At 70.8% G+C, this 7,045-nt stretch carries 6 protein-coding genes; 3 read left to right on the top strand and 3 right to left on the bottom strand.

Translation table 11 applies throughout. The features are described 5' to 3' along the window. Positions 1-233 precede the first annotated feature (233 nt). Complete coding sequence (gene pcnB / locus D7V88_RS36915) at positions 234-1,964, top strand: polynucleotide adenylyltransferase PcnB (RefSeq protein ID WP_120545269.1); 1,731 nt, start codon at positions 234-236, stop codon at positions 1,962-1,964. 195 nt (positions 1,965-2,159) lie between these two features. On the opposite strand, the gene dinB is transcribed toward pcnB, so the two are convergent. Continuing rightward, on the bottom strand, positions 2,160-3,362 hold the full coding sequence (dinB, locus tag D7V88_RS36910) for a DNA polymerase IV (protein WP_120545268.1): 1,203 nt from the start codon (positions 3,360-3,362) through the stop codon (positions 2,160-2,162). Between the two features lie 41 nt (positions 3,363-3,403). On the opposite strand from dinB, the gene D7V88_RS36905 reads away from it, so the two are divergent. Beyond that, complete coding sequence (locus tag D7V88_RS36905; protein ID WP_120545267.1) at positions 3,404-3,817, top strand: secondary thiamine-phosphate synthase enzyme YjbQ; 414 nt, start codon at positions 3,404-3,406, stop codon at positions 3,815-3,817. Here D7V88_RS36905 and D7V88_RS36900 read toward each other — a convergent pair. After that, complete coding sequence (locus D7V88_RS36900; protein ID WP_120545266.1) at positions 3,798-4,769, bottom strand: RluA family pseudouridine synthase; 972 nt, start codon at positions 4,767-4,769, stop codon at positions 3,798-3,800. The genes D7V88_RS36905 and D7V88_RS36900 overlap by 20 nt on opposite strands. Continuing rightward, complete coding sequence (locus D7V88_RS36895) at positions 4,766-5,887, bottom strand: serine/threonine-protein kinase (protein WP_120545265.1); 1,122 nt, start codon at positions 5,885-5,887, stop codon at positions 4,766-4,768. The genes D7V88_RS36900 and D7V88_RS36895 overlap by 4 nt, the downstream gene beginning before the upstream one ends. Positions 5,888-6,014: 127 nt before the next feature. Between D7V88_RS36895 and D7V88_RS36890 the strand changes: the two genes are divergently transcribed. Beyond that, the coding region (locus D7V88_RS36890; RefSeq protein ID WP_147449027.1) for a serine/threonine protein kinase at positions 6,015-7,045 on the top strand (1,031 nt) is incomplete at its 3' end.

The following is a 7,045-nucleotide window of genomic DNA, read 5'->3' as shown; positions in this document are numbered from 1 at the left end:
GGGCCCCTGGTGGACCCCCGACGTCCTTGAAGAATGTCCTTAAGCGCAACCCCCATGGGTGGGATGATGCGTGATAGACGGCTGCCCTTCCGAGGCGAATGACGCGAGACCCGACCCATCCCCCGCCCCCAGGCGGAACGCTGCCAGCCGCGCCCGGAGACGACGCGCGCGGAGAGGCCTCCTTTGAGGCGGCAGCGGTGGAGTCCTCCGGGTCCGCGCACGAGGTTTTTTCTATGTCTTCCCCCCTGGACCTGACGGGCCAGGAGGAGCGCACCGCGGCCACCGAGCCGGCGGACTCCTCCGTGCGTCCCAGTGAACCTGAATCCCGGGCCCCCGAGGCCCCTTCCGACAACGGCACCGAGCCCTCCTACTCCGCGGACGCGGGGGATGATGAAGGCTTCGATGACGACGACGACACCGAGGACGCCGGCCCGGCCGACCCCGAGGTGAGCGACGAGATCCGCCGCGCCACCGAGGCCCTGAAGGCCGCGGAGGCCGAGGACGCCCAGGCCGCCGCCGAAGCAGGCGACGAGGCCGAGGAGCCCGAGGCCGTCATCCTGGAGCCGGAGCCGGAGCCCGCGGCGAACGAGCCGGAACTCCAGGCGCCCACCACCACGCGCACCGGCGAGCCTGCGGAGATCGACCCGGACGAGATGGATCCGGACGCGCTCAAGGTGGTGCTGCGGCTGCACCAGCACGGCCACCAGGCGTACCTGGTGGGCGGCTGCGTGCGCGACCTGCTCCTGGGCAAGAAGCCCAAGGACTTCGACGTGGCGACCAGCGCTCATCCGGGCGAGGTGCGCGCCATCTTCCGCAACTGCCGGCTCATCGGAAGGCGCTTCCGGCTGGCGCACGTGTACTTCAAGGGCGGGAAGATCGTGGAGGTGTCCACCTTCCGCGCGAACCCGACGGAGCTGGAGCCCGCCCCGGGTGCGGCGACGGACGAGGCGTCGGGTGAGGACCTGCTCATCACCCACGACAACGTCTTCGGCACCGCGCAGCAGGACGCGCGCCGTCGCGACTTCACCATCAACGGCCTGTTCTACGACGCGGCCGAAGGCCGGGTCATCGACTACGTGCGCGGCCGGCGCGACCTGGACGAGCGGTTCATCCGCACCATCGGCGACCCGGAAGTGCGCATGCGCGAGGACCCGGTGCGCATCCTGCGCGCGGTGCGCTTCGCGGCGAAGCTGGACCTGGACATCGAGTCGCGCACGTACGCGGCGATGGAAGGCGCGGTGGAGGACCTGCCGCGCTGCGCGCCCGCGCGCCTCCTGGAAGAAACCTTCCGGCTCATCCGCGGCGGTGTGTCCGCCCCGGCGCTGAAGCTGCTGGCGGCGCTGGACGCGCTGAAGCTGCTGCTGCCGCCGGTGGACGAATACCTGCGGGAGAACGGCAAGGAAGGGGAGAAGACCTTCTACGCCTTCGCCCAGGCGCTGGATAAGCGCGTGTCGGCGGGCGAGGTGCTGGACGACGCGATCCTGCTCGCGACGCTGCTGGTGCCCATTGGCCGCACGCAGCCGGCGGAGGAGTCGCAGGACGAGGGCCGCGCGTCCGTCGCGCACGTCATCGAGGACCTGCTGGCGGGCTTCGTGGAGGCCGCGAGGCTGCCGCGCCGCATCGCCGAGCGCTGCCGCATGCTGCTGCTCATGCAGCGCACGCTGTCCGGGGAGCGCCGCAAGAAGACGGGCGCCTTCCGCCGCCATCCGCTCTTCAACGAGGCGCTGGCCGTCTTCGCGATGACGGTGGAGGCCACGGGCGAAGGGCGCGAGGCGCTGGATGCGTGGCAGTCCGGAGAGGTGCCCCCGCAGCGCGCGAGCGCGAGTGGCGCGGCGGACGCGGAAGGCCCCCGCCGCAAGCGCCGTCGTCGTCGTCGTCGTCGCACCGGCGGTGGGAGCGGCGAGGGCGGTTCGGGCGCGGAGCGTCCGGCGTCGTCCTCCGGTTCCAACGGCGGCGAGGGTTAGTCGTCGAGAGGCCGGAGCGCTTGATGCGCTTCGGCTTCGCTGCACCGGAAGCCCGGAGCGGTGGAAGGGTGCTGAGGCCTCGCGTCCTGCCGCTTCGGCTTCTCCACCGGATACGTGGAGCGGGCGTTGATGTTCGCGCCCTGCCGCTTCGGTTTCTTCGCCGGCAGCGTGAGATGGGCGCTGATGTCTCGCGTCCTACCGCTTCGGCTTCTCCACTGGCCGTTCGGAGCGGTGGTCGTCGTCGTCCGGCGCTTCCGCGCCCGCGATGTCCGCCATGGTGATGGCCTTGCTCCCGAAGCGCGCGGCGATGCGGTCCATCGCTTCATTCAGCTTCGACGTCTTCGGCGCCGCCGCCGGAAACAACCCGAGCTGCGCCTCGTCCTCGTCCAACTGCACGCTGACGCCCGTGAGCCGCATCGCCTTGCCCTCGTGCGCGCGCTCCAGCAACTCCAGCGCCGCGCGGTAGAGCACCTGCCCGTCGTCCGTCGCCTCGCGCAGCGTGGTGCGCCGGGTGATGAGCGTGAAGTCCGCGAACTTCAACTTGAGCTGCACCACGCGGCCCTTCAGCGATGCCCGCCGCAGCCGCCGTGCCACCCGCAGCGCCTGCGCGTGCACGTGCGGCTTCAGCGTCTCCAGGCCCGTCAGGTCCTCCTCGAACGTGTCCTCCGCGCCCACGCTCTTGGCCGCCCGGTCCGGCACCACGTCCCGCGCGTCGATGCCGTGCGACAGCTCCCACAGGTGCTTGCCGCTGGAGCCGAAGCGCTCCTCCAGCCACCCCATCTCCCTCGCCGCCACATCCCCGATGGTGGACAGCCCCGCGCGCTTCATCGCCTCTTCCGTCTTGGGCCCCACGCCCCACAGCCGCGACACCGGCAGCCCTGCCAGGAAGGCCACTGTCTCCTCGGGGCGCACTTCGCGCTGGCCGTTGGGCTTGGCCAGGTCGGAGGCAATCTTCGCTACGAACTTCGCCGTGGCGATGCCTGCGGACGCTGGCAGGTTCAGCTCGTGGGCAATCTCCTTGCGGATCCGCTTCGCGATGTCCGCCGCCGCGCCGAACAGCCCCACCGACGCCGTCACGTCCAGGAACGCTTCGTCCAGCGACAGGGGCTCGATGAGCGGCGTGTAGCGCTCGAAGATGGCGAACACCTGCTCGCTGGCCTCCGCGTAGGCGGAGAAGCGGGGCTTCACCACCACCGCGTGCGGAGCCTGCTTCACCGCGCGCGCCATGGGCATCGCGCTCTTCACCCCGAAGGGCCGCACCTCGTAGGAGGCGGCGACCACCACCCCCCGCTGTGCATGCCCGCCAACGATGACGGGCTTGCCCCGGAGGGACGGGTTGTCGCGCTGCTCGACGGACGCGTAGAAGGCGTCCATGTCCACGTGGAGGATGGCTCGCATGGCGTGAGTCACTCTAGTGGCCCCCTCTGACAGTGCGGCCCATGAAGACCCTCACCGAATACCTCTGGTTCGAGACGAAGTCCCGGCGGGAGCTGGTGCGCCTCACCGACACCGTGGCGGCGCTGGTGAAGAAGAGCGCCATCCAGGAGGGCATGGTGCTGGTGTCCGCCATGCACATCACCGCGGGCGTCTTCGTCAACGACGACGAACCCGGCCTCCACGAGGACATCTGGGACTGGCTCCAGCACCTGGCGCCCTCCGGCCCCGACTACCGCCACCACCGCACCGGCGAGGACAACGGGGACGCGCATCTGAAGTCCATGCTCGTCCACCATCAGGTCCTGATTCCCGTCACCTTGGGCAAGCTGGACCTGGGCCCCTGGCAGCAGGTGTTCTACGCCGAGTTCGACGGCCAGCGGCGCAAGCGCGTCATCCTCAAGGTGATGGGGGAATAGCCCCGGCCCCAGCCTCTGGCGCGGGAAGCGTCAGGCCGTGCCGCCCCAGCTCCGCCACCAGGTCCTGGGGCAGGGGGCTCTCCACGCGCACGGGCTCCTTCGTGACGGGATGGGGCACGGTGAGCGAGCGGGCGTGCAGGAAGAAGCGGCCCAGCTCCGGCGCCTCGCGGCCCCCGTAGAGCGCATCCCCCACGAGCGGCGCGCCGATGCCGGCCAGGTGCGCGCGCACCTGATGCAGCACGCCGGTGAGGATCTTCACCTCCACCAGGCTGTAGTCCCCCGAGCGGCCGAGCACGCGGAAGTGGGACAGCGCCTCGCGGGCGTCCTCGGCGCCATGGGGCGCGGGCTCCACGCGGTCCGGATGGCGCGGGTGGTGGCGCAGGGGCACCTCCACCTCGCCCTCGTCGGCCAGGGGCCCCGTGACCAGCGCGATGTAGCGCTTGTCCACGGCGCGCTGGCTGAAGGACTCGCGCACGGCGGTCCAGGCTTCGCGCGTGCGGGCCGCGGCCACCACGCCGGAGGTCTCCACGTCCAGGCGGTGGCACAGGCCGCCCTCGCGCGGATCCAGGGACGCCTGCGCGCACTCGGGGTAGCGGGAGACCAGCGCGTTGGCCACGGTGCCCGTCTCGCCCGGTTGCAGCGGGTGCGAGGCCCGGCCTGCGGGTTTGTCCACGAAGAGCAGGGCGGCGTCCTCGTGCAGGATGACCAGCGGGAAGTCCGCGTCGGGCACGGCCTCGCGCGTCGTCTCCTCCACCGTCACGGAGATCTGCTGGCCGGCGGCGACCATCAGGCCCTTCTTCGCGGGGCGGCCGTTGACGCGCACCTGGCCTTCGTCGAAGAGGCGCTTCATGCGCGCGCGGGACAGGCCCAGGGCCTCTCCCACGAACAGGTCCACGCGCTGGCCCGCCTTGGCGGCGTCCACGGTGAGGGTGTGCGTCGTCGCGGTGCTCACTCGGAGAGGGCCTCGTAGACTTCCTCGGCCGTCTGGAACCGGTCGTCCGGTTCCTTGCGGATGAGGCGATGGGCGACGCGCGCGAGCTGCGGGTCGCCATGCAGGTTGAGCGCGAGCAGCGGCGGTGCCTCCGTCTCCAGCACCTGACGCCACAGCTCGTGCGGCGTTTTCGCGTCGAACGGCGGACGCCCGCTGATCAGCTCGTACAGGATGACGCCCAGGCTGTACAGGTCCGAGCGCCCATCCAGCGGCTCTCCCAGAATCTGTTCCGGCGCCATGTACCGGTAGGTGCCCACGAGCTTGCCGTCCGCGGTGATGCCCGCGTCGTCGGCGAGGAACTTGGCGAGGCCGAAGTCCATCAGCCGCACCTGCCGGTCGTCGTCCACCATGATGTTGGACGGCTTCAGGTCGCGGTGCACCAGCCCGTGGCCGTGGATGTACGCCAGCGCCTCGCACACCTGGAGCATCGCGTCCTTCAGCCGGCCCATGCGCTCCGGGCGGTTGAGGTCCGCCATGCGCGGCGGGGCGGCGTGCGCCTTGGTGGCCGGCTTGCGCGCGGGCTCGCGGCGCGGATCCACCGGCACGTCGTCCGAATCCGAATCGTCCCCCGCGCCGTGGAAGCTGGCCAGGTCCTCGCTGGGCGCTTCCTCCGCGAAGGCGTTCAGGCCGAACGTGCCGTCCTCGTCGTCGTCCACGACCGAGTCGTCGTCCGCGTCCTCGTCCGGCCCGTCCACGCTGCCGAAGTCATCGTCCTCGGTGCGGCGGATGGACAGCGGCGCGCGAGACAGTGGCGTGGCGGAGTGCAGCTCGCCCGCGCTCACGTCCAGGTAGTGGCGCAGGGTGAGGCCTTCGATGAGCTCCATGGCCAGGTACGGCCAGCCCTCGTGGACGCCGGCCTCGAAGACCTTCACGACGTTGGGGTGGGCAAGGTCCGCGAGGGTCTCGAATTCGCGCACGAGTCTCCTCGCGGCGCGGTCGTCCAGGGACGGACCGGTCGACAGGAGCTTCAGCGCGACTTCGTCGTTCGTGCGGCGGTCCCGGGCCCGATAAACGGTCCCGGCCCCGCCACTGCCGAGCGTCTCCAACACGCGGTAGGGACCAATGGCCTTGGGGGGCATGGGAGCGCGGATCCTACGGAGCACGTCACGTCACGGTCAAACACCCGCGACACCTTGCGGGCCGGCGGACGCTCGACCCTCAAGGCCGTTTCACTTTTCCGGAAAACCGTGGGAAACCTCGCCGCCAATGCAACTCGGGAAGTACCAGCTCGTTCGCAAGCTTGCCTCGGGAGGCATGGCGGAGGTGTTCCTCGCCAAGGCCGCCGGGCCGCGTGGTTTCGAGAAGACGTTGGTGCTCAAGCGCATCCTGCCGCACCTGGCGGAGGATGAGGCGTTCGTGGAGATGTTCCTGGGCGAGGCGAAGCTGGCCGCGCAACTGGACCACCCGAACGTGGTGCAGATCTTCGACTTCGGCGAGGCGGACGGCAGTTACTTCCTGGCGATGGAGTACATCGACGGGCCCACGCTGCGCCGGCTCATCAAGCGCTCCACGGAGCTGAAGTCGCCGTTGCCCGCGGCCCTGTGCGCGAAGATGGTGGCCGCCGCGGCGGAGGGGCTGGCGTTCGCGCATGAACTCACGGACGCGGAGACGGGGACGCCGCTGGGGTTGATCCACCGCGATGTCAGTCCGGAGAACGTGCTGCTGTCCCGGCAGGGCGCGGTGAAGGTGGTGGACTTCGGCATCGCGAAGGTGGCGGGGCAGAGCCACCGCACGCAGACGGGCGTGGTGAAGGGCAAGGTCGCGTACATGCCCCCGGAGCAGCTCCAGGCCCGGGCCATGGATGCGCGCGTGGATGTGTACGCGCTGGGGATGGTGCTCTACGAGCTGCTCACCGGCCGGCGCCCCTTCGAGGCGACGACGGAGGCGAGCATCATGCAGTCCATCCTCTTCGAGCCCTTCGTGCCCGCGGTGGAGCGCCGGCCCGACCTGCCCCCGGCGATGCAGCGCATCCTGGAGCGGGCGCTCGCGAAGGACCGGGACCAGCGCTACCTGGACTGCCGTGAGTTCCAGGCGGACCTGGAGCGATTCGTGCTGTCGCTGGGCGAGCCGGTGGGCGCGTATCAGATCGCCCGGCTGGTGGCGCAGTTGACGGAGAACGCCTCGACGCCGCCCATGTCCACGCCCGTACCGGCGGAGGCGAAGGCGCGGGAGACGGCGGTGCTGGCCGCGGAGGGGAAGGGGACGCCCCGGAAGGGGGAGGTGGTGCCTCAGGCAAC

Origin of the sequence: Corallococcus terminator (assembly GCF_003611635.1) — a bacterium.
Taxonomy (GTDB): domain Bacteria; phylum Myxococcota; class Myxococcia; order Myxococcales; family Myxococcaceae; genus Corallococcus; species Corallococcus terminator.
Note: the sequence above shows the minus strand (reverse complement) of the source record. Positions and strands in the feature narration are given on the sequence as shown.

Excerpts from the sequence above, each read along its gene's own strand:
- pcnB (WP_120545269.1), top strand. The coding sequence starts at position 234 with ATGTCTTCCCCCCTGGACCTGACGGGCCAGGAGGAGCGCACCGCGGCC.
- dinB (WP_120545268.1), bottom strand. The coding sequence starts at position 3,362 with ATGCGAGCCATCCTCCACGTGGACATGGACGCCTTCTACGCGTCCGTC.
- D7V88_RS36905 (WP_120545267.1), top strand. The coding sequence starts at position 3,404 with ATGAAGACCCTCACCGAATACCTCTGGTTCGAGACGAAGTCCCGGCGG.
- D7V88_RS36895 (WP_120545265.1), bottom strand. The coding sequence starts at position 5,887 with ATGCCCCCCAAGGCCATTGGTCCCTACCGCGTGTTGGAGACGCTCGGC.